Source organism: Microbacterium sp. A93, assembly GCF_051842835.1.
The window spans coordinates 609728-631752 of sequence record NZ_JBPXMT010000002.1; the positions used below are offsets into that span (position 1 = coordinate 609728).

At 70.0% G+C, this 22025-nt stretch carries 19 protein-coding genes and 1 tRNA gene; 5 read left to right on the forward strand and 15 right to left on the reverse strand.

The genetic code is table 11. The annotated features are described in order from the left end of the window. Window positions 1-94: 94 nt before the first annotated feature. From ACSU1G_RS07110 to ACSU1G_RS07130, 5 genes are all read right to left on the reverse strand, one after another. Window positions 95-1066 carry a universal stress protein gene (locus ACSU1G_RS07110; protein WP_439279215.1) on the reverse strand — a complete coding sequence of 324 codons (972 nt, stop codon included), beginning with the start codon at window positions 1064-1066 and terminating at the stop codon, window positions 95-97. 61 nt (window positions 1067-1127) lie between these two features. Next, the gene (locus tag ACSU1G_RS07115) at window positions 1128-2012 is read right to left on the reverse strand and encodes a spermidine synthase (protein ID WP_439279216.1); all 885 of its coding nucleotides are present in this window, start codon (window positions 2010-2012) and stop codon (window positions 1128-1130) included. After that, window positions 2002-2595 carry a GNAT family N-acetyltransferase gene (locus ACSU1G_RS07120; RefSeq protein WP_439279217.1) on the reverse strand — a complete coding sequence of 198 codons (594 nt, stop codon included), beginning with the start codon at window positions 2593-2595 and terminating at the stop codon, window positions 2002-2004. The genes ACSU1G_RS07115 and ACSU1G_RS07120 overlap by 11 nt, the downstream gene beginning before the upstream one ends. Continuing rightward, entirely contained in the window at window positions 2592-2927 is a 336-nt protein-coding gene (locus tag ACSU1G_RS07125; RefSeq protein ID WP_439279218.1) for a thiamine-binding protein, read from the reverse strand. The genes ACSU1G_RS07120 and ACSU1G_RS07125 overlap by 4 nt, the downstream gene beginning before the upstream one ends. A gap of 78 nt (window positions 2928-3005) precedes the next feature. Then, the gene (locus ACSU1G_RS07130; RefSeq protein ID WP_439279219.1) at window positions 3006-4355 is read right to left on the reverse strand and encodes an Nramp family divalent metal transporter; all 1350 of its coding nucleotides are present in this window, start codon (window positions 4353-4355) and stop codon (window positions 3006-3008) included. A 69-nt stretch (window positions 4356-4424) separates the two neighbouring features. On the opposite strand from ACSU1G_RS07130, the gene pta reads away from it, so the two are divergent. After that, window positions 4425-6530 carry a phosphate acetyltransferase gene (gene pta, locus ACSU1G_RS07135; RefSeq protein WP_439279220.1) on the forward strand — a complete coding sequence of 702 codons (2106 nt, stop codon included), beginning with the start codon at window positions 4425-4427 and terminating at the stop codon, window positions 6528-6530. Between the two features lie 4 nt (window positions 6531-6534). Continuing rightward, entirely contained in the window at window positions 6535-7698 is a 1164-nt protein-coding gene (locus tag ACSU1G_RS07140) for an acetate/propionate family kinase (RefSeq protein ID WP_439279221.1), read from the forward strand. A gap of 75 nt (window positions 7699-7773) precedes the next feature. Here ACSU1G_RS07140 and ACSU1G_RS07145 read toward each other — a convergent pair whose 3' ends face one another. The 6 genes from ACSU1G_RS07145 to ACSU1G_RS07170 form a co-directional block, all read right to left on the reverse strand. Then, window positions 7774-9012 (reverse strand): Fic family protein, encoded by a 1239-nt coding sequence (locus ACSU1G_RS07145; protein ID WP_439279222.1) that lies wholly within the window; start codon window positions 9010-9012, stop codon window positions 7774-7776. Between the two features lie 77 nt (window positions 9013-9089). Next, window positions 9090-10781 carry an ABC transporter ATP-binding protein gene (locus ACSU1G_RS07150; protein WP_439279223.1) on the reverse strand — a complete coding sequence of 564 codons (1692 nt, stop codon included), beginning with the start codon at window positions 10779-10781 and terminating at the stop codon, window positions 9090-9092. 5 nt (window positions 10782-10786) lie between these two features. Then, window positions 10787-11761, reverse strand: coding sequence for an ABC transporter permease (locus ACSU1G_RS07155; RefSeq protein ID WP_439279224.1), 975 nt, complete (start codon window positions 11759-11761; stop codon window positions 10787-10789). Next, window positions 11758-12762, reverse strand: a complete 1005-nt coding sequence (locus ACSU1G_RS07160) for an ABC transporter permease (protein WP_439279225.1) — start codon at window positions 12760-12762, stop codon at window positions 11758-11760. Before ACSU1G_RS07160 ends, ACSU1G_RS07155 begins: the two co-directional genes overlap by 4 nt. 1 nt (window position 12763) lies before the next feature. Then, a complete protein-coding gene (locus tag ACSU1G_RS07165; protein ID WP_439279226.1) occupies window positions 12764-14449 on the reverse strand; it encodes an ABC transporter substrate-binding protein in 1686 nt (561 codons plus the stop codon). A gap of 165 nt (window positions 14450-14614) precedes the next feature. After that, a complete protein-coding gene (locus ACSU1G_RS07170; RefSeq protein ID WP_439279227.1) occupies window positions 14615-15568 on the reverse strand; it encodes a glycerophosphodiester phosphodiesterase family protein in 954 nt (317 codons plus the stop codon). Between the two features lie 98 nt (window positions 15569-15666). Between ACSU1G_RS07170 and ACSU1G_RS07175 the strand changes: the two genes are divergently transcribed. Continuing rightward, window positions 15667-16992: a DUF445 domain-containing protein gene (locus tag ACSU1G_RS07175; RefSeq protein ID WP_439279228.1), complete on the forward strand. Its 1326-nt coding sequence runs from the start codon at window positions 15667-15669 to the stop codon at window positions 16990-16992. A gap of 14 nt (window positions 16993-17006) precedes the next feature. Here ACSU1G_RS07175 and ACSU1G_RS07180 read toward each other — a convergent pair whose 3' ends face one another. Further along, window positions 17007-18014 carry a hypothetical protein gene (locus tag ACSU1G_RS07180; protein WP_439279229.1) on the reverse strand — a complete coding sequence of 336 codons (1008 nt, stop codon included), beginning with the start codon at window positions 18012-18014 and terminating at the stop codon, window positions 17007-17009. A gap of 242 nt (window positions 18015-18256) precedes the next feature. On the opposite strand from ACSU1G_RS07180, the gene ACSU1G_RS07185 reads away from it, so the two are divergent. Continuing rightward, window positions 18257-18511: a DUF6458 family protein gene (locus ACSU1G_RS07185; RefSeq protein ID WP_439279230.1), complete on the forward strand. Its 255-nt coding sequence runs from the start codon at window positions 18257-18259 to the stop codon at window positions 18509-18511. Here the strand turns inward: ACSU1G_RS07185 and ACSU1G_RS07190 are convergent. The 3 genes from ACSU1G_RS07190 to ACSU1G_RS07200 all read right to left on the reverse strand — a co-directional run bounded on the left by ACSU1G_RS07190 (window position 18505) and on the right by ACSU1G_RS07200 (window position 21015). After that, window positions 18505-19245 carry an alpha/beta hydrolase gene (locus tag ACSU1G_RS07190; RefSeq protein ID WP_439279231.1) on the reverse strand — a complete coding sequence of 247 codons (741 nt, stop codon included), beginning with the start codon at window positions 19243-19245 and terminating at the stop codon, window positions 18505-18507. The genes ACSU1G_RS07185 and ACSU1G_RS07190 overlap by 7 nt on opposite strands. Before the next feature lie 2 nt (window positions 19246-19247). Continuing rightward, window positions 19248-20615 carry an endonuclease/exonuclease/phosphatase family protein gene (locus ACSU1G_RS07195; protein ID WP_439279232.1) on the reverse strand — a complete coding sequence of 456 codons (1368 nt, stop codon included), beginning with the start codon at window positions 20613-20615 and terminating at the stop codon, window positions 19248-19250. 327 nt (window positions 20616-20942) lie between these two features. Then, window positions 20943-21015 (reverse strand) — tRNA-Lys (locus tag ACSU1G_RS07200). A gap of 133 nt (window positions 21016-21148) precedes the next feature. Here ACSU1G_RS07200 and ACSU1G_RS07205 point away from each other — a divergent pair. After that, window positions 21149-21823, forward strand: a complete 675-nt coding sequence (locus tag ACSU1G_RS07205) for a hypothetical protein (RefSeq protein WP_439279233.1) — start codon at window positions 21149-21151, stop codon at window positions 21821-21823. Window positions 21824-22025 lie beyond the last annotated feature (202 nt).

A 22025-nucleotide genomic window follows, 5' to 3' on the forward strand; every position in this document is an offset into this window, starting at 1 on the left:
CGCAGGATTCCTGCGGTAGGTGCCGGCCGACGTCGTCCCCAGACGTTGTGAGGGCGATCCCCACCGATGGGGATCGCCCTCAACGTGCCAGGGGTCAGGAGAAGGTGGGGCCGAAGCTCGCGCGGCGGGCCAATCGGCTGTCCTTGATGTACGGAACCACCAGGACGGGGCCGTGCGCATGGGTGATCACGCCCTGGGAGGTGGAACCCAGCAGGGCGCCGGTGAAGCCACCATGGCCCCGCGTGCCGACCACGGTGAGCCGGGCGGTCCGTGACTCGTTGACCATGACGTCCACCGGAACGCCGTCCACGATGTCCGCGGTGATCTCCAGGGAGGGGAACTCGGACCGCAGCCACTGCACGCCGGCCTCGAGCTTCTCTCGCATCTCCTCCACCATGGACTGCTCGTCCACGGTGGCCGGCAGCCAGGCGACAGCCCCGGAGATCGGGGGCATGGCGATCACCACGCGCAGCGGAGCCTGCCGGATATCGGCCTCCAGGGCGGCATCCAGGGCGGCGACCCGGCCCTGCTCCGAACCGTCCACGCCCACGATCACGGGGGCACCGGCCGCGGCCCGGGAGGCGTGCTCCCCCTTGGGGATGATCGCCACAGGGCACTTGGAGTGCGCCGGCAGGGCGGAGGCCACGGATCCGAGCAGCCGGCCGAAGAAGCCGCCGCGGCCTCGTGTACCGGCCACCAGCAGGTTGGCCTCGGCGGAGTAGTCCACCAGGACCCCGGCGGCGTCCCCCATCTCCACGCGGTGCACCAGCGGCACCTTCAGGGTTCCCAGCTGGTTGACCACGCCCTGGAGCACCTGCATGGCGCCGTCCCGGATCAGGGTGTCATCCGGCACGCCGTAGCCGGCCTCCAGGGCGGAGGCGGCGAAGACGGGCATGGTGTAGGCCGTGACCAGGGTCAACGGCAGGCCACGCAGTTCGGCCTCACGGACGGCCCACTTGGCCGCGGAGACCGACTGCTCTGAGCCGTCCACACCCACGACGATCCCGTGCGTGGTGGCACGGTCCACGTTGAGGGGGATGTTGTCCTGTTCCTGCGAACCGGTCATGACGGCCTCCTGTCAGTCATCCCCGTAGTCCTCGTTGACACGGGCTGATGGTGATTCCAGTCTAGCCACCGTCCAGCGGTTCACCGAAGGGCCGGGCCCCGGCCGCGAAGGCCTCGAGGGGGTCCACGAGGCGCGTGGGCAGCGGATCGGAGAGCAGGTGCCGCACCAAGGCGTCACGGCGGGAGTCCCCGCCCCCCGTGAGCGGACCGTTGCTCGCAGCGAAGACGATGTTGCCGCGGCGCCGACCCTTGAGCATCTGCGGATCCGCCAACGCGGCCACGGTGGAGAAGGCCTCTCGCAGGGTGGCCGCCTCACGGCGCGCCGCCGTCAGATCCGGCCCGCCACCGTGGTTCACGAGGTAGATCCCGTCCCCCACCACGCGCGCGGCGGCCTCGGCGGCCTCCACCCCGAGCAGGTGCGCCGGAGTGGCCTGGTCCTCGGGCCGGGTTCCCGCGAACACGTCCCGGATCACCACGTCCCGACTGCCGGGATACGCAGCGCCCAGCACCTCACCGGCCTCCCCCACCCGGATCCGCAGTTGCGGGGCCCGCGGCAGGGCAAACCGCTCCCGGGCCAGGGCAGCCAGGCCGGCGTCCAGTTCGACGGCGGTCTGCCGCGCCGCCGGATACCAGGCGGCCGCCCAGCGGGCCAGGGTGCACCCGGCCCCGCCCAGGTGCAGGATCCGCAGGGGCTCCCCGGCCTCCCAGCGGTGCATCATCACGGCCGCGATCCAGCGCATGTACTCGAACCCGAGGTCCAACGGGGTGTCAGGGTTCAGTTGCGAGGATTCGGCCCCGTTGAGCGTCAGCAGCCAGGCCCCCTCGGTGAAGGGGTCCCGCGTGATCTCGGCGGTGCCGGCATCGATCGGGAAGACGCCCGGCTCGATCTGGGACCCGGTCTTGGTGCCGGTCTTGCCGCCACCGCGGCCGCCGCGGTCACGCCCCACGGCGCACCAGCAGCTGCTCGTCCAGCCCGGCCCATGGCCCCTCCATCGGCACCGGCTCCCCCACGGCCGTGAAGCCGTGCCGGGCGTAGAAGGCCCCGGCGGGCGCGTCCTCGGACAGCACCCAGTGCAGACAGGACTCCGTTCCGACCGCACGGGCCATCAACGCCTCCGCCACGCCGCTGCCCTGCGCCTCCGAGAGCACGTAGAGCGCGTAGAGCTCGGTTCCGGGCCGCTCGGGCTGTGCGGGCGGCGCCAGCGGTCCGCCGGCCGCCGCACGCTGCCGGGCGGGGCCGGCCGTGGCCAGGCCGACGCACCGGCCGCGGGCATCCTCGGCCAGCCACAGGGTGTGGCCTGCCGCCAGCTGACCGCGCCAGTGCTCGACCTGGCGGTCCAGGGTGGCCTCCGCGAGCTCGAAGAAGGACTCATCCCGCAGGTGCCCGTAGGCCTCGCGCCAGGCGGCGGCCTTCATGGCCAGCACGGCCTCGAGGTCGGCGGCGGCCGCATCCCGGACGAAGTACCGGGTGCCGCTGTGCCGCGGACCGGACCGGCCGGCGTCGGGCCCCTGGTCCTCCGCCCGGCTCACCGGTTCCCGAGGGCCCGTTCGAGGCGCTCGATCTTGCCGTCCAGTTCCCCGGTATGACCGGGCCGGATGTCCGCCTTCAGCACCAGGGAGACCCGGGAGCCGTAGGGGGCCACCGCCTCCACGGCGTCCTTGACGACCCCCATCACCTCATCCCATTCGCCCTCGATCTCGGTGAACATCGAGGAGGTGCGGTGGGGCAGGCCGGAGTCCCGGACCACCTGGACGGCGGCGGCGACGGCGTCATGCACGGAGCCGTCCCCGGCCGGGTGCTGCGCCCCCGGACCGTCGGGACTCGGGGTACCGGAAGGGGCTACGGAGAAGGCGATGATCATGCACCCAGTCTGCCCCACCACGCGGGCCGGGGGTCAGGGCGGGCCGCCGGTGCCTTCCGGCCCGTCCGGCCCGTCCGGTCAGCTACCCGCCCACAGCGGCTCGAGCGCGTTGATGAGCTGCTGGACCCCCAGGACCACGAACACCAACGTGGTGAGACCCAGCAGGCCGTTGTGCAGCCAGTTGTTCCGGAACTGGGACGGCACCAGCTTGCGCTGGTTGTTCAGGAACAGCAGGGTGACCGCCAGGAACGGCATGAACAGCGCCCCGAGCGTGCCATAGAGCAGGATCAGGAAGATCGGACGGTCCAGGAACAGCAGGGACATCGGCAGGATGGTCAGCCACAGCAGGTAGAACCGGGCCGGCTTGGACTCCAGCGAGGGCGCGTCGTCCTGGTCGAGGGAGTCGGCGGGCTTGCGGAAGTTCGCCCAGAAGTCGGCGAACATCAGCGAGACGCCGTGCCACACGCCCAGCAGGGAGGAGAAAGAGGCCGCGAAGAAGCCGACGAGGAACAGGACGGCGAAGGGCTCGCCGAAGCGCAGGGCCAGCTGGTCGCCGACGTCCAGCAGACCCTCGTCGCTGGCCGAGATCTCCAGTCCGGAGGTATAGAGCAGCTGGACGCCCAGCACCATGGTCGCGATGACGAAGATGCCGGTGAGGATGTAGGCCACGGAGTTGTCGAAGCGCATCACCTTCATCCACTTCGGGGCGTTCCAGCCCTTCTCGCGGAGCCAGTAGCCGTAGGCCGCCAGGGTGATGGTGCCGCCCACGCCACCGGCCAGGCCGAGCACGTAGAACATGGACCCTTCCTCCTCGGGGATGCGCGGGACCAGGCCGGCGAGCATGTCCCCGAAGTTCGGGCCCACCATGATGGCCGAGGCCAGCACGGCCACGAACATGATGCCGATCAGCACGGTCATCAGCTTCTCGATGAGCCCATACCGATTGAGCCACACCAGCCCCATGCCGATCAGGCCGGAGGCGACGGCGAAGATCATCGAGTTCACCCCGGGGAACAGCGCCGCCAGGGGCAGTGCCACGGAACTCATGGCGGTGGCACCGTAGACGAAGCCCCAGATCATGATGTAGATGCCGAAGTACCAGCTGGTCCACACCCCGAGGGTGCGCCAGCCCTGGAAGATGGTCTTGCCGGTGGACAGGTAGTAACGACCGACGCCCTCCACCAGGACGATCTTGAAGATGACGCCCAGGACCACGGCCCACATCAGCATGTAGCCGTAGCGGGATCCCGCCGTCAGGGTCGCCACCAAGTCGGCTGCCCCCACGCCGGTGGCCGCGGCGACGATGCCCGGGCCCAGCGAGTTCCACTTGACCTTGACCGGGGTCTCGTTGATCTCGGCGTCGGTGAAGCCGACGATATTCGGATTGTGGACGGGATGACCCCGGTCCACGGAGTTGTCTCGTGACATCTATACTTACCCCTCGTACCCCTCATGACAGCAACGTGCGGTGACACCCACAGACTAGTGTGTTGACCTGTGAGCCACGGTATCTTCGTCACCACCACCACCAACGGGGCCGGCAAGTCCCTCGTCACCCTGGGACTCGCCGATTCCCTCTACAAACGCTCCGGCAGCATCGGTTACCTCCGTCCCATCGTGCCCGGGGACTCCGTGGACACCGATCCCATGGTCCAGCTGATGCGGGAGAACTACGGGCTCGACGCCGGCCTGGCCGCCGGGGGCGTGACGGCGGCGGACGCGCGCCGGCTGGCGGCCGAGGGCCGCACGGACGAGATCCATGAACGCTGCGTGGCCCTGTTCGACGAGATGGCGGAGAACTGCAGCATCATCGTGGTCGAGGGCAGCGACCTGACCGGCTCCGACCCGGCGGTGGAACTGGACCTCAACGCCGAGCTGGCCCGCCACCTGGGCACCCCCGTGATCGGGGTGGTGTCCGCGGCCGGCGCGGACGGCGCCGCTGCGGCCGATGCCGTGGACCTGGTCCGGCGCACCCTGGACGAATCGGGCGTGGACCTGCTGGCCATGATGGTCAACCGTGCGGACCCGGCCCAGATGGACCACATCGAGGCCGCCATCCGGCCCGGCCGTCACGCCTGGCCGGTGTACGTGCTGCCGGAGCTGCCGGAGCTGGCCCTGCCCTCGGTGGCGGAGATCGCCGGCGCACTCGGCCTGACCCAGGTGGCCGGCAACCTGAACCTGGACCGGGACGTCTCCGAGGTCAAGGCCGTCTCCATGGAGGGCGGGAACTTCCTGCAGATCCTGCGCGAGGGCGCCCTCGTCCTGGTCTCCGGGGACCGCTCGGACGCCGTGCTGGCCACGGTGGCCTCCTCGCTGGCCCCGGAGTTCCCCGTGGCCTCCGGCATGATCCTCACCAACGGGATCGAGCCCAACGAACAGATCCGGCGCATGTACGCCGAGGCCCCGTTCCCCATCTTCACCACGTTCGCCGACACCTTCGGCACGGCCCGATCGGTGGCCACCGTGCGCAGCGAGCTCTCCAGCTCCCAGCCCCGCAAGACCGCGGCCGCACTGGGGGCCTGGCACCAGCGGGTCAACGGCAACGAGCTGCTGGCGCGCATCGACCTGCCCCGCGCCCCGCGCACCACGCCGCTGCGGTTCCTGCACTCGCTGATCGAACGGGCCCGGGCGGACCGGAAGTCGATCGTGCTCCCCGAGGGTGAGGACCCCCGGATCCTGCGCGCCGCCGAGATCCTGCGGCGCCGGGACGTCTGTGACCTGGTGGTCCTCGGCCGCGAGGCGGCGGTCCGGGAACTCGCCGCCAAGGAGGGGGTGGACCTGACCGGGCTGCGGCTCGTGGACCCGGCTACCTCGCCGGACCGCGAGCGCTACGCCGAGGAGTACACGCGGTTGCGGGCGCACAAGGGGATCGACCTGGACCGCGCCCGGGACATCATGACGGAGGGCGCCTACTTCGCCACCATGATGGTCCAGCTGGGGGATGTGGACGGCATGGTCTCCGGCGCCGCGCACACCACGGCCAACACGATCCGGCCGGCCCTGGAGTTCATCAAGACCCGTCCGGAAGTCTCGATCGTCTCCTCCGTGTTCTTCATGCTGCTGCCGGACCGCGCCCTGGTCTACGGTGACTGCGCCGTGAACCCGGATCCGGACGCGGAGCAGCTGGCTGACATCGCCTACGCCTCCTCGACGACGGCCCGCCAGTTCGGCGTGGACCCTCGCGTGGCCATGCTCTCCTACTCCACCGGGGGCTCAGGCTCCGGGGACGCCGTGGACAAGGTCCGCACGGCCACCGAGCTCGTGCGGGACGAACACCCCGACCTCAAGGTGGACGGCCCCCTGCAGTACGACGCCGCCGTCAACGCCTCGGTGGCCGCCTCGAAGATGCCGGAGTCCGAGGTGGCCGGCCAGGCCACCGTGTTCATCTTCCCGGACCTGAACACCGGCAACAACACGTACAAGGCGGTCCAGCAGTCCTCCGGCGCGGTCGCCGTCGGGCCCGTGTTGCAGGGGCTCAACAAGCCCGTGAACGACCTCTCCCGGGGCTGCACCGTGGATGACATCGTCAACACGGTGGCCATCACCGCGATCCAGGCCCAGTCCGGACAGCCCGCCGGTGAACCGGCCAGTGAGGGTGCGTGAGCCCATGCTGATCCTCGTCATCAACTCCGGCTCCTCCTCGCTGAAGTACCAGCTGCGCGAGGTCCACCCGGACGGCGGCGAACCCGCGGAACCCGTGATCGCCAGCGGACTGGTGGAGCGTATCGGCGTGCCCGGATCCGGCGTGGACAACCACTCCGAGGCCCTCGAGCAGGTCAACGCCGAGCTGGAAACGGTGCTGGGGGGCCGCACCATCGACGCCGCCGGCCACCGCGTCGTCCATGGCGGAGAGCGCTTCAAGGCCCCCGCCCTGGTCACCATGGAGGTGATCCGGGCCATCGAGCGGCTGGCCCCGCTGGCGCCGCTGCACAACCCGGCGGCAGCCCAAGGCCTGCGGGCCATTGCGGAGAAGTGGCCGGAGATGCCGCAGGTGGTGGTCTTCGACACCTCCTTCCACCAGACCATGCCGGAGGAGGCCTGGCGCTACGCCCTGCCGGACGCCCTCTACACGGAGGACGGGATCCGCCGCTACGGGTTCCACGGCACCAGCCATGACCTCGTCACGGGCCTGGCCGCCGAGACCCTCGGGATCCCCCGGGAGCAGTTCAGCGCCGTCATCCTGCACCTGGGCAACGGAGCCTCCGCCACTGCCATCGCCGGAGGCGCCTCCGTGGACACCACCATGGGGTACACCCCGCTGGCCGGGTTGGTGATGGGCACCCGCTCCGGGGACGTGGACCCCTCGATCATCACCCACCTCATCCGCAACGGCTCCTATGACGCAGACCAGATGGACCGGTTACTCAACCGGGAGTCAGGACTGCTCGGGATGTCCGGCCACGCGGACATGCGCCAGGTGGTGGACAACGCCCACGCCGGTGACCGCCGCGCCCGGATGGCCCTGAAGGTGGCCTCCTACCGGCTGGCGAAGTACGTGGGCGGCTACCACGTGGCGGTGGGCGGCGCCCAGGCCGTGGTGTTCACGGCGGGCATCGGGGAGAACTCCGCGCCGTTCCGCGCGGCCGTGCTGGACCGCCTCGCCCCGCTCGGGATCGCCTACGAGGCCGAGAAGAACCTCGAGCGCTCGGGCGCCCCGCGGGTCATCTCCACGGCCGATTCCGCCATCCCGGTTCTCGTGGTGCCCACCGACGAGGAGATGGCGATCGCCCAAGCCACCGTGGAGCTGGCGATGGGCGCCGGCGCACGCTGAAGAGGGCTCTGATCTACGGCGCCGGGTGCCTTCGGCTCAGACCCGGTCTGTCGATCTCCTGCTCTAGGATCCTCGTCACATGCTGGAATGCTCGCGTCTGCCCGCCCGTTCCGCGAACCTGTCGATCGCAGCGAGGACCTCGTCACTTCGCCAGAACGGCCCCTGCCGGTGCACCGACTTCGATGTGACGATGCCCGACTTCTCGAGGGTGTTCATCGGCGGGTAGACATTCGGCTGCTGAACTCCGAGCTGCTCTGCGGCGGAGGCTGAATTCAGGACTGGATACCTGGTCAGGATGTCAAGGACACGCCAGGCATTGGAGTCGCTTCTGGCCTTGAGGCGTTTTCCCCAGGTCTCGCGGATCTCGTCGATCTCGACGACCAGTTGCTCGACGTTCCGCACGGCCCGGAGCGCCGCGCGCGCGAAGGCCTCGACGATCGGGACCAGGTCGCCCTCCCGGTACGCGGTCAGCGCGCCGTGATAACCCTCCACGTCTGCCAGAAGTCCAGCCGATACCGGAACCGCCACATTCCGGGTCACCTGGTGGGCCCGCAGAAGGGCCTGGGCCAGGGCGCGCCCGGTGCGACCGTTCCCGTCGGTGAAGGGATGGATGGTCTCGAACTGCGCGTGGGCGAGTGCGACCAAGACCAGCGGTTCCACATCGTCACGCCTGCCGAACGCCACCAGGTCCTGCGCCAGCTCGGGGATCCTCCCATGATGGGGAGCGACGAATTCCGCGCCCACGGGGGAGTCGCTCCGACGCCCGATCCACACTGCCTCTTGCCGCCAGGAACCCGGAGTATGCCGGGGGATGCCCTCCAGCAGGACGGCGTGCATGGTGCGAATCGAGTCCACGGTCAGCGTTTCCGCCATGTCAACGGCGGCTTCCATGGCCTTGGCGTTGGCGGCGATCATCTGGGCGTTCCGCCCCGACGGGGCGCCCATCTCCGCCGAGAAGATCGACCGGGCCGACGCCGTGAGATTCTCGATCTGTGAGGATGCCGCCGCCTCCGACCGCAGGAGGACCGGGGCGAACGAGGCCACTCGTTCACCCAGCTTGCTGTCGAGTCGCGTCAGCGCAAGAGTGGCCTGGCCAGCGGCCCGGAGCACGGGCGGGGAAAGCCGGGGGCTGCGGTGCGCGATCATGGGCGGCAGGGCCGAACGGTAGGGCACCCCGACGATCTGCCGGCCGGCGGCCACGCCCCAGGAGGCGGTAGGAACCCACGACTGGTCCTCCCAGTCGACCGCGGGCCAATCCCCTGGGGTTGACGCCGCCCCCTCCTGACGCTCGTCACCGTGAGGCAGTGAAGTCATAAGGCCCTCTCCTGATTTTATGAGGTACCCAATGATCTCATAATTCTTCCTCCAGGCCTTCTGTACTGCCGACGCGCTCAGGCGGCGCCCGGGTCGATCTCCAGCTCGTTGCCGGGGATCGAGGCCAGCAGCGTGCGCGTGTAGGGATGCCGCGGTCGGGTGAAGATCTCCTCACTGGTGGCCGCCTCCACGAGCTCGCCGTCCTTCATCACGCAGACGTAGTCCGAGATCAACCGGACCACCGCCAGATCGTGGGAGATGAACAGGTAGCTCAGCCCCAACTCCTCCTGCAGACCGCGCAACAGGTCCAGGATCTGCGCCTGCACCAGCACGTCCAGGGCGGAGACCGGCTCGTCGCAGACGATCAGCTCCGGCTTCAGGGCCAGGGCGCGCGCGATCGCCACCCGTTGACGCTGGCCGCCGGAGAGCTCGGCGGGGTACCGGCGGATCAGGTCCGCGGGCAGGGCCACCTGGTCCATCAGCTCCGCCACCCGGGCCCGCCGTTCCCCGGGCCCGCCGCGTCGGTAGGCCACCAGTGGTTCCTCGATGATCCGCCCGACCGTGAACATGGGATTCAGGGAGGAGTACGGGTCCTGGAAGATCGTCTGGACGCGCTGCCGGAAATCGCGCAACCCGGCCCGGTCCAGCGTCAGGACGTCCCGGCCGTCGAAGGAGATGGACCCCGACGTCGGCTCGATCACCTTCAGCAGCATCCTCGCCGTGGTGGTCTTTCCGGACCCGGACTCCCCCACGATCGACACGGTGGTCCCGCGCGGGATCTCCAGGGAGACGTCCTTGGCCGCGTAGAAGTCCTCACGGCCCCGCTGCGGGTACGTCTTGGTCAGGTCCGTGATCGTCACCAGCGGTGGGGCCGACGACGGCCCGGCACCTCCCGCGCCGGCCGCACCTCCCGCGCCGCCTGCACCCTTCGCGCCTCCCGCGCCCGGGACGAGCCGGACCGCCGCCACCGAGGGCGCCGCCTTGATCAACGCCTGCGTGTAGGGGTGCTGGGGGTCCTCCATCAGCTCGGCGGCCGGACCGGACTCCACCACCGTTCCCCGGTGCATGACCACCAGGTCGTGGGCCCGCTCGGCGGCCAGGCCGAGGTCGTGGGTGATGAGCAGCACCGCGGTGCCCAGCTCACGGGTCATCTGCCCGATCTGGTCCAGGATCACCTGCTGGACGGTGACGTCGAGGGCTGAGGTGGGCTCATCGGCGATCAGCAGCTGGGGGCGGCAGGCCAGGGCGATGGCGATCAGGGCGCGCTGGCGCAGGCCGCCGGAGAGCTCATGCGGGTACTGTTTCGCCCGCCGGGCCGCCTCGGGGATCCCGGCACGCTCCATCACCTCCACCACCGCGGCATCCACGTCATGGCGGGTGGTCAGCCGGTGGGTCAGCAGGGTCTCCGCGATCTGCGTGCCGATCCGGGAGACCGGGTTCAGGTTGGATATGGGGTCCTGTGGCACGAGGCCGATCTGACGCCCACGGATGGTGCGCATCCTCGACTCCGGCAGCCGCACCAGGTCCTGGCCATTGAACCGGACGGAGCCTGCCGTGATCCGGCCGTTGCCGGGAAGCAGCCCGATCGCGGCCATCGCCGTGGTGGACTTGCCGGAGCCCGACTCCCCCACGATCGCCAGGGTGCGGCCGGCCTCGAGGGAGAGTGAGATCCCCTCCGCCGCCCGTACGGATCCGTGCATGGTGGAGAAGTCCACCGTCAGGTCCTGGATGTCCAGCAGGGGTTCGTGCATCTGGTTCGTCTCCGTCATCCCGCTCACCGGGCCCGTGACTTCGGGTCCAGCGCCTCGCGCAGCGACTCGCCCAACAGGGTGAACCCGAGGGCCGTGATGGCGATGCAGATGCCCGGCAGGAACGCCAACCAGGGCGCGATGCCCAGCTCGGCCTGGGCATAGGTGAGCATGCGCCCCCACTCGGCCGTCTCCGGCCGTCCTCCGCCCAGACCCAGGAAGGACAGGGCGGCGGCATCGATCACGGCGGTGGCCAGGGTCAGCGTAGCCTGGACGATCACCGGGCCCACCGAGTTCGGCAGCACGTGGCTCATGGTGATGGTGCGCCGGCTGAGGCCGAGGGTCTGGGCCGCGAGCACGTAGTCGGCTCCCTTCTGACTGAGCATGGAGGAGCGCAGCAACCGGGCGAAGATCGGCACCTGCGCCACGCCGATGGCGATCATGACCGCGTAGGGGCTCTGACCGAGCACCGCCGCGATGGACACCGCCAACAACAGGTTCGGTACGGAGAGCAGGATGTCCACGATCCGCATCACCACCCCGTCCACCCAGCCGCCGAAGGCCCCGGCCAGCAGCCCCAGGACCATGCCGCCGGCCAGGCCGAACGCCGTGGAGATGACGCCGATGAGCAGGGAGGACTGGGCGCCCCAGATGAGTTTGGAGAGCACGTCCCCGCCGAACCGGTCCAGTCCCAGCGGGTGCTCCGGCAGCTCGCCCGGCCCGGGGATCACGCCGGGGGTGATCTCCCGGGCCCCCGGGACCGCCTCCCCGGGGTACGGGGCGATCAGCGGGGCGAGGGCCGCCACCAGGAGGAAGAGGATCACGATCACCGCCCCGGCGATCGCCGCCGGGTTGCGTCGCAACCGCAGGAACGCGTCCTGCCAGACGGAGGTCCCCCGCGGTGAACCGGTGCCGGGTGCGGCCACCGGTGCCGGGGATCCCCCTGGCGTCATCTCGGCGGCCGGCCCATCGCCGGCGGCAGGCGGCAGAATCATGCTCATGTGACACGCACCCTGGGGTCGATCAGGCCGTAGGAGACGTCCACCAGCAGGTTGATCACCGAGTAGATCAACGCGATGAAGATGATGAACCCCTGCAGCACCGGGAAGTCGAGGTTGAAGATGGCATCCCACAGGAAGCTGCCGATCCCGTTGAAGGCGAACACCGTCTCGGTCAGCACCGCCCCCGAGATCAACAGCCCCAGCTGCAGTCCGAGCGTGGTGATCACCGGCAGCAGGGCGTTGCGCAGGATGAATCGGTCGCGGATCAGCCGGGGCGCCAGCCCCTTGGCCCGGGCGGTCCGCACGAAGTCGGCATGTTGGACCTCCAGGACGGAGGCCCGCGTGATCCGGGCGATGATCGCCAGCGGGATGGTGCCCAGCGCCACCCCGGGCAGGACGAGGTGCATCAGTGCGTCCCAGGCGGCGTCATACTCCCCGGTGATCATCCCGTCCCAGACGAAGAAGTTCGTGTAATGGGTGGCATCGATCCGTGGATTCTGCCGGCCGTCCGGTGGCAGCCACCCCAGCTGGACGGCGAAGAGCCATTTGAGGATGAAGGCCAGGAAGAACACCGGGACCACCACGCCCATCAGGGACAGCAGCACGGCGATCTGATCCTGCCAGCGGCCCACGTTCCGTGCCGCCCAGTATCCGAGGGGAATGCCGATGGCCACCGCGAAGATGATGGCGAACGCGGTCAGTTCAAGGGTGGCGGGGAACCGGGACGCGAACTCCTCGAGCACCGATCGGTTGGTCAGCAGTGAGTTGCCGAAATCCCCGGAGAGGAGCCGGCCCATGTAGAGCAGATACTGCTCCAGCAGGGGCCGGTCGAAACCGTAGGCCTCGTTGACCCTCGCCACCGCGTCCGGGGTCGCCTTGTCCCCGAGCAGTGCGGTGGCCGGCCCTCCGGGGAGGGCGCGGACCCACAGGAACAGCAGGATCGAGAGGCCGAACAGTGTGGGGATCAGCAGCAGCAGTCGCCTGCCGATGAGCCTCAGCACGCTACTTGTTCAGTTCGATCTCGTTGTACACCTCGTCATTGACCGGGCTGGCCGGGTAGTGGTCCACCCGCTCGGCGAAGGCCAGTGACGGTGCCGGGTGTGCCAGCGGAACGGCCGGCACATACTCGGAGACCATCCGGTTGACCTCCTCATACAGGGGGGTCTGGTCCTCCAGCACGGGCTCTTGGCGGGCATCGTTCAAGGCCTGGAAGAGTTCCGGGTTGTCGAAGCCGAACTCCGGCTTCTCCTGGCCGAAGAACACCCCCACGAAGTTGTCCGTGTCGTTGTAGTCACCGGTCCAGCCCAGCAGGTGGATACCGTGCTCCGCCGTGCCGTTGATCCGGTCCAGGTAGTCCGGGCTCCACTTCTCGGACACCGGGTTGACCTCGATCCCCACCTCGGCCAGCTGGCTGGAGAGGTTGGAGAACACCTGCTCGGGGGTCGGCATGTACGGCCGGGAGACGCCGGTGGGGTAGTTGAAGTCCACCGTGAAGCCGTCCTCATAGCCGGCCTCGGCCAGCAGCTCCTTCGCGCGCTCCGGATCGTAGTCGTAGGTCTCCACGTCCTCGGTGTAGCCGTTGACCGAGTCCGGGATGAACTCGATGGCCGGCTTGGTGCCCTCCGGCAGCGTCTGGCGGATCAGGGCGTCCTTGTCGATCGCATGGGAGATCGCCTGGCGTACCTTGACGTCCTGGAGTTCCTCGACCTGCTGGTTCAGGCCCAGGTAGAGGATGGTGAAGGGGTCGCGGGTGAAGATCTTGAACCCGGCCCCCTCCAGGTCGGCCACGTCCGCCGGTGCCACGAGGTCGTAGCCGTCGATCTGCCCGGCCTCCAGGGACTGCCGCCGCGCCACCGGGTCGTCGATCACCCGGAAGGTGATCTCCTGCACGTCGCCCTGCTCGCCCCAGTAGTCCCCGTAGGCGCTCAGGGTGATGTCCTGGCCCACGTTCCACGATTCGAAGGCGAAGGGGCCGGTGCCGGTGGGGTGGGCGCGCGCGTACTCGCTCAGCTCCGGGGACTCGGCGGTGCCACCGGTCTCGTCCGCACCGAACTCCTCCATCGCGGCCGGCGACTGCATCGCGAAGGCCGGCAGGGACAGGGAGGCGATGAACCCGGCGAACGGCTGGGCCAGCGTGATGGCGGCCTGATGCTCGTCCACGGCCTCGCAGGAGTCGTAGACGGCGTCCTCGGGGCTGTCCGCGAAACCACGGAAGAGCTTGCCGTAGTAGTAGGACATGGTCTCCGCCTGGGCGATGCCCTCGAAGTTGTACCAGCGGTCGAAGTTCGCGCAGACGGCCTCGGCATTGAAATCCGTGCCATCGTGGAAGGTCACGCCCTCCTTGAGCTGGAACTCGTAGCTCAGCCCGTCCTCCCCGGCCTCCCAGGACTCGGCGAGCAGCGGGGCCGGGTCCGCGGTCCCGGGTTCTGTGCCGACCAGTCCCTCGAAGATCTGGCGGGAGACCCGGAACGTCTCGCCGTCGTTGGCGAAGGCAGGGTCCATGCTCTTGGGGTCGGAGGACGCCGCGAAGATGAACTGGCTGTCCACGCTGGACTCGCTGGACTCGCCGCCCTCCGCCTCCCCGCCGGAGTCCTCGCGTTGGCTCTGGGCGCAGCCACTGAGCAGCATGGCGGCCGCTGCCGCGGCGGCGGTGACGGCGGTCAGACGCCGCTTGAGATTGGCTGACATGGGGTCCCCTCCCGATGGTGTCGAGTGATCACCGTGATGCTGGTCACCTCACGATGTCTACTGTGATCATAATCACAACCACCACGTCCGCCGAGGCCCCCGGGGCGTGTCAGCGCGTCTTCCGGCGGTGCCGGCCGGCTCGCCGCCCTGCAGGACCCGCCGTCGTCAGGACCCGGTGGCGCTCAGCACCCATTCGCGCCGGCGGACCCGCTCGAGCACACGCGCGGGCAGATTCGTGGTGATCTGCTGGACGCCGGCGGCCGCCAGCAGGTCCACGTCCTCATCCCGATCGGCCGTCCACACCCGCAGCGTCCGCCCGGCGGCCAGCCAGGCCTTCACGTCCGCCAGGTTCTGGCGCACGTAGTCCACCCCGGGACCCGCGATCCCGGCACGACCCTCCCAGATCAGCCGCTCGGCATCGGCCTCCGCCTGGCGCAGGGCGGCCCGCACGGCGGCCCGGCCGAGCGGGCCCCTGGGGAACCGGCCGGGCACCGGTTCCGCCGGCACCACGGTCAGCAGCTGGCACAGGTATTCGGGGTCCACGGTCGGCCCGAGGTACTGCAGCGAGCCCGCGTAGAAACTCATGAAGGAGACCTCCACCGCCCCCAGGCGGGAGGTCTCCGGGTCCCACCCGGCGCGGAGCAGCACGGTCACCACCCGTTCCTCGAGTTCGTGGCCGTAGGGGCTCGGATGTTTGAGTTCCAGGGCGAGCTTCATGGGACGCCCGGCCTCGGCCAGCAGCTCGATCAGGTCCGGCAGCGTCAGCAACTGGGCGGAGGCGGAACCGTAGCGGCCGGGGATCCGTGCCCCCTTCCAGCTGTGGAAGTCCAGGCGGCGCAATTGGGGCAGGGTGTGGTCCGCCACCGGCCCGGAGCCGTTGGACGTGCGCTCCAGGGTCCGGTCATGCAGGCACACCACCTGCCGGTCCCGCGTCAGGTGGACATCCACCTCCACCCCGTCCGCACCTTCTGCGAGGGCGTGCAGGAAGGCCGCCCGGGTGTTCTCGGCGAAGACCGCGGAGGACCCGCGATGGGCGATCACGAGGGGTCCACGCGGCGATGCGCCGGAGGGTGAGCCGGAGAGGTGCGGATCGGTGTCGGGAGCGTGGAGTACGGACACACCGTGAAGGTTACGCGCCCATCCCGCCCGGCGCGCCGTCCCCGGGGCGACGGGCTGGTTAACTTGTGCTGACACCTTGACTCCTCATCGGAGGGCCCATGCAGAACCCCATGCCCGACGCCGGCCCCGGCCGTCCCAGCGCGTCCGCCGGTCCCCCGGTGGGGGACACCTCCGGCACCGTCACCACGGATGCCGAGCGCGCAGCGGCTCTGCGCCGGATGAAGACCGTGGCCACCGGCCTGCTGGTGCTGTTGGCGGTGATCTTCGTGGTCTCCTTCGCCCTGCAGGAGGACTACCCGTGGCTGCGGTACGTGCGGGCCGCGGCCGAGGGCGGCATGGTGGGCGCCCTGGCGGACTGGTTCGCGGTCACCGCACTCTTCCGCCACCCGATGGGCCTGAAGATCCCCCACACCGCGATCATCCCGCGCAAGAAGGACATGATCGGCGAGTCCCTCGGTTCCTTCGTGCAGGAGAACTTCCTGGACGGGGACGTGGCCCGGGAGAAGCTGGCCGGGCTGAAGCTGGCAGGCCGTGCGGGGGCGTGGCTACTCCAGGCGCCGAATGCGGAACGGGTGGCCGCCGAGGTCACCGCCTCCGCCGAGGGCCTGTTGGACGCGATGGACGACGTCCTGGTGCGGGACCTGCTGGCCAACCTCGTCCAGGAGCACATGGTGGAGCCCGAGTGGTCTCCCACGCTCTCCGAGGTGCTGGGCAAGGTGACCGCCGAGCGGCATCAGGACAAGGTGGTGGACCTGCTGGTGACCCGGACCGGGGACTGGGTCGCACGGCACCCGGAGTTCTTCCTCACCAGTGTCCGGCAGCGGTCCCCGCAGTGGGTGCCGGAGATCGTGGACCAGCTGTTGGCGGAACGCGTCCACGCCGAGGCCCTGAAGTACCTCGCGGCCGTGCGGGACGATCCCGAGCATGAGCTGCGGCGTTCGGTGGACGGCTGGCTCGCGGACCTCGTGGCCGATCTGCGCCGTGACCCGGTGACCCAGGCGAAGGTCGAGCGCGCCAAGAACGACCTGTTCAGCGACCCGCGGATGCGCGAGTGGGCCGGGCGGGCGTGGGCCACCACCAAGTCCGCGCTCCTCCTCCAGTTGCAGGACACCGGTTCGGACCTGCACCGGGCCCTGGTCGCGGCCCTGATGGATCTGGGTGTCCGGCTCCAGGAGGACCCGGGTCTGGCCGCCCGGGTGGATGGATGGGCCTCGGATGGCGCCCAGTATCTGGCGCGGCGCTATGGTCCGGAACTGGTGGGGATCTTCGGCGAGACCATCCAGCGCTGGGACGGGCGGCAGGCCTCCCGCACCATCGAGCTGTACATGGGACGGGACCTGCAGTTCATCCGCATCAACGGCTCCGTGGTCGGGGCCCTGGCCGGGCTGGCCATCTACACGGTGGCCACCCTGGTCTTCGGTTAGTCCGGCGGTCCGGGTCAGCCGCGGTTCCGACGGTGCTCGGCGCGGGCCGCCTCCACGTCTGCCGCGAACGCCTCCGGGTCCTCATCCCTCAGTTCCGCGAGGGTGCCGTCTGCCCGCAACTCGTCCAGGTCCGCGCGGATGCCTTCCTCGAGCAGCTCTCTCAGGTCCGGGTCCGGGCCGCCCTCATCAGCCTGGTCGTCCGCGGCCTCCCCCTGGGCCTTGGAGGATTTCGCAGACTTCCGCCCCACCGGAAGGGCCTTCAACTCGGCGGCCAAAGAGCCGGGCAGGGCCGCCGGCAGGGGCCCAAAGATGTTCTGTGCGGCCTTGATCACCCCTTTGCCCATGGCGCGGTTGCCGACACCGCCGATGACGGCACCGATCCCGAAGGGCACCAGCCGGCCGAGCATCCCCGCGCCCTGCTTGATGATGAACTTCTTCATGAACATGTGCTTCATCTGCTGGAACAGCACATCGGACATGCCCGAGGCACCGGTGATCGCGGCCACCGCGCCGCCCAGGGGGCCGGGACCGGAGCCGTTGGCCTGGCTGGAGAAGTCACGCAGGATCTTCCGGCCGTCGTCGCCGAGCATCACGGCCATCACGAGCGTCTGGGCCCGCTGGGGGTCTCCGGTGGACACGCCCATCAGTTCCGCCACCGACTGCGCGTACAACGCGGTGGTCTCGAGGAAGGCGACCGTGGCGGCGGCGGAGAGGCCCAAAGCGGCAGCGGTACCGACACCCGGGACCACGGCCGTCCCACCGGCTGCGGCACCCTCACCCATGACCGCCATCAGGTACTGGTTCCCCAGCCGCTCGGCCAGCTGGGCCGGGGTGTCCTGGGGGTGCTTGCGCCGCAGACGGTTCAAGTTGCGCAGGACCAGCGGGCGCTGGACGTCCACGGCCTTCAGCACGATCCTCTGGAACGCCGGGGTCGGGTTCCCGTGCTGGTCGACGGCGCGGGTGATGGCGAAGTCGGTCGCCCTCTTGCCGGCGACGGTCGCGATGATCGATTTCTTGGCCATGGCTGGTGCCCTCCTGTGTCTGGTCCCGACCGGTCGATGCAGCGCACCCCGGCCCCGCCGGGGCACGGCGTTGACTCCATCAAACACCACGGGGCGCCCTCCTGCGGTCCACCGCCGGGTCGTCCCGCTCAGAGCGGAACCCGTCCATCGACGCGCGGCGCATTGAGCGGGCGGGTCTCGGCACGTAGGGTGACGCGGAGCACCACCACCCCGACCTGTCCCCAGCGGCCAGAAGGAGACCCATGAAATTCGGTTCTGCCATCATCCTCATGGCGCTGGGTGCGATCCTGAGCTTCGCGGTCCAGGATTCCCTCGCCGGGTTCGACCTGACGATCGCGGGTTACATCCTCATCGCCGCCGGGGCCCTGCTGTTCATCGTGTCGCTGATCCAGATGGGGGTCGCCAACTCGGCGAACCGCCGCGTCAGCGAGTCGAGGACGCGGCAGGACCCGCACACCGGCGAGTCGATCCGCCGGGATGAGACGCGCGACTACTGACCGGCCGCCCTCAGGGAGTGCTGGAGGAAGATCCGCACGTCACGGGCCTCCTCGGCGCTGGTGCCGTGTCCCATGCCCTCATAGGTCCGCGCCGTGAGCCGGGTGTGGGTGTCCAGCCAGTCGGAGGTGTAGGCGATGGCGTCGGGGTTGATGACCAGGTCCCCCACGTCCCGGCCCCAGAAGAAGGGCCTTGGCCCCGGTCCCTCCGGCGGGCTGTCCAAGGTCTCCAGCAACTGGTTGGACAGGACGAAACCACTGAGCCCCACCACGCAGGCGAAGGCCTCCGGCCTCAGCCGGTACGCGGTGGAGGCCATCGCCATGCCCTGGGAGTGCCCCAGGAGCGCGACCCGGGCGAAGCCATGGCGGGTGACCTCCTCGGCGTCCAGGAGGTCGAACACGCGGTGGGCCGCGGCCACCACCTCCGCGAAGTCGTTGGTCAGGAAGTAGTCCAGCAGGAACCAGCCCCAGGCGCCCGGCTCGGGTCCGCCGGGTCCCCCGCCGCGGTCATCGGAGCCCGCCGCGACCGGGGCGCGGCCGGCGTCGATCTCAAAACCGCCACGCACCGCCAGGCCCGTGGCCCCCTCGGGAAGCATGCTGAAATAGGCCTGGGCCGCACGGACCTCGTTGGCCCCGTAGCCGTGGATCACCAGGACTAGATCGGTGCCGGCGCGTTCAGGGGCGGGCCGGGACCAGACCACGTGGTGGCCGGTGGAGAGGGTTGCGCGCTCGCCCACCGTCAGTCGGTCCCGTCTGAGATCCCGGGGAGATTCAGATCAGCCCAGACCAGGCGGTGCTCGCTCGGGGTGGTCTCGTTCGGCTCCCCGGGCTTCCCGCCCGGTGCGTTCGCGCGGGTCAGCTGCGAGCCCAGCTGCCCGGGCACGGGCCAGAACACGCCAGAGGCCGCCGCCGTGATCGTGGCGGAGGGCAGCAGGTAGTCCGAGCGGGCCAGGACCCACTCACCGTTCTGCCGGCCCATCACCTCGGTCGCGGCGGGCTCGCCCGCCCGCAGGTTCTCGGCCCCCTGGGACACCGGCAGGGGGTCCTGGATGACCTCGGCCGCCAGCATCTCGGCCACGGCAGAGGGGTGGTCCGTGTCCACGGGCGCCGTTCCGGTCAGCGGCCCGAAGTCACCGGCCAGCACGAACGGGGCGTCGGTGGACAGGCCTCCGGTCTGGCCCTCGTCGTCCACGATGTACTCGTCCCGGCCGGTCCCGGCCGCCAGGTAGTCGGACCAGAAGCGCATCTCGTCATGGTGGCGTTCTGCCCCGGCCGGGCCGTCCTCCGCGCGGCTCGGCTGGGCCGCCAGGATGTGCACGGTCTCACCGCCCACGGTCACCGGGATGTCCCAGTGGGAGGTGGAGGACAGTCGGAGCACGGAGAGCTCGAGGTCGGAGTAGACCCCTTCGGGGATGGCGTTGTCCGGCATGGCCGCCCAGGGCAATTCCGTGAACGTCCGGATCCCGTCCGTGTCCAGAGGGTGCTTCGAGTACAGGACCATCCCGTGCTGACCGGCGAAGCTACCCGGTCCGAAGGCATCGCCTGAGCCGCCGATGATGCCGTCGTCATCCAGGTCCGCTCCGGTGTCCACACCGTTGTTGACCTCGGAGACGTACATATAGGGGTAGTCGATGCCGCTCTGGCCACCCGTCCCGACGGCCAGGTAGTTGGTGCGGAAGGACTGGGCCACGTCCTCGCCGGCGTCCACATCCATGTCCGTCAGCAGCACCACGTCCGGTGCGGCCCGCTGCACGGTCTCCGCGACCTGGAGGCCTTGGGCGTCGCCCGGCTCGGACAGGTCCTCAGCCAGTTCCTGCGGGGCGGACCGGCTCAGTCCAGCGGAGAACGTTGCGACCCGCAACCCGTCCGCCGAGACCGCGGGGACCTGACCCGACTTGATCCACATCATCTGGCGCAACAGGTCGGGATTGGAGGGGAGGGCATCGCCGAAATCCAGGGTGATCATAGGGGCCGTCAGAGGCGAGGCCTGCACCACGGGGGCGGCCATGGCTCCGGGTGCGCCGAGGAGAGCCGTCAGGGCGGCCGCTGGCACAAGGGCACCGCCGAGCATCATGACGCGGCGGAGCACCCGGGGGAAAGCACTCATGCCTACCAGCGTAGGCATGTGCGGGGCATTCTCGGAAGCCTGCCCCTGGGGCCGTCTCCCCCACCGATCGAGCGTCCCATCAGCCCGTCGACGGGGGACGACCGCGGCAAGAACCGCAGAACCCCAGCGTGTCGCGGCCGCCGCAGGGGGGCCGTTCCGTGCGCCGGCTCCGCCCTCGACCGCCCCCGTCCGACCCGAAGCAGTTATCAAATCTTGATCTTTCAAGGGCTGGCGAGACATCCCTGCAACATTCAAGGAAGGAGTCCGCGGTCGGGGCCCGGAGACACGACGGCTCCCGTTCCCTGGTCGGAACGGGAGCCGGTGCGGTGGGCCCTGCGGGGATCGAACCCGCGACCCGCGGATTAAAAGTCCGATGCTCTGCCAACTGAGCTAAGGGCCCTGCAACGGCCGGTGGCCGCATTCCATGGTAACGGACGCAGCCCGGCCGAACGGCGTACCGTGGGGTGCGCGCCGCCAGGTCGCCAGACGGCGCGCCTCCCGTTCCCGATCCCCCAGGAAAGGTGATCCACCCCGTGTCCTCCTTCCGGAACAGTTCCGGCCGGTCCCCGAGCTCGACGGCGGCCGGAACGGTACGCCACCACAGGCCCCGCCCCTTCGCCCCGGAGCAATTCGCCGCCTTCGAGGGTGGCGCGGACCCTGCCGCGACGGCGGAGGGGGCAGCCCTGTTGGCCCGCGCCCTGATCGACGGCGGACACGCCGGCGCGGACGACACTGCAGTCCGCCGGCTGGTCGGCCTGGTCGACGAAGCGGGCATCGACACCGTGGCCGGCCTCTGGGCCGATGCCCCCGCCGTGTCTCTGAGCGGTGCCCTCTGGCGCCTGTACGCCCTGAGCACGGCCACCGCCCGCAACGGTCGGCAGTGGGCCGCCTGGTACCGGGCCGGCCACGAGGCGCACGTGGCCCGGGCCGTGGCGGGCGCCGTGGAACCACCGGGGGCCCGGGAACTGAAGCAGCTGACAGACCACATCCTGACGGGGGTCTTCACAGGGGACTTCGGAGTCGCCCTGGAACGGGCCGCCGCCTACTGCCGCGTGGTCTGCCTGGGGCAGGCACATCATTCCGAGGCCCTCGAGGCCGGCAACCCCGCCCAGGCGGCCGCCATGCTCCGCCAGGCCAGGCGACTGCTGGGAACCGCCGAGGAGCTGGAGGAGGCCGCCACCGCCTGGCGGCAGGGTGCCCTCGACTGAGAGCACCGCTGTTCGCTTGTTCCCGCTTGTTCCCGCATATTCCCGCTGGGCCCCACTTGTGCTGATGGCTGACACCGGGTCCGGGAGTGGACATCGGCCGACGGGACCGCGCACACTGGATACTGGTGCCGGGCCGCGGTAACCCCGGGCTCCAATATTCTGCCGCCTTGAGCGGCCACTCGCCGAGAGGCGTTCCCGGTCC